1 pseudogene is annotated in these 351 nt (G+C 43.6%); it reads left to right on the forward strand.

What is annotated here, in order from left to right:
* Window positions 1–351, forward strand: a pseudogene (locus tag L976_RS05440) (transposase); the annotation flags it as partial.

Below are 351 nucleotides of genomic sequence, written 5' to 3' on the forward strand. Positions count from 1 at the left end.
CTTAAATGAACCGATTGCAAGGCAAGCAAATCAAGAAGATAACTGCACAGGTCGTTTCTGGGAAGGTCGGTTTAAATCCCAAGCATTACTCGATGAAGCCGCAGTATTAGCCTGCATGACTTACGTTGATTTAAATCCGATTAGAGCACAACTCGCTGATACACCTGAACAATCCGACCATACCAGTATTCAACTACGCATTCTGGCGGCGTTAAAAGGTGAGCAGCCAAGCAATCTACTACCTTTTATTGGTAATGAGTGCGACAACCAACTCAATGGCATTGCATTTTCCTTAACGGATTACCTTCAATTGGTGGATGATACCGGCCGAATCATTCGCAATGATAAACG

The organism is Shewanella sp. ZOR0012 (assembly GCF_000798835.1).
GTDB classification, from domain to species: domain Bacteria; phylum Pseudomonadota; class Gammaproteobacteria; order Enterobacterales; family Shewanellaceae; genus Shewanella; species Shewanella xiamenensis.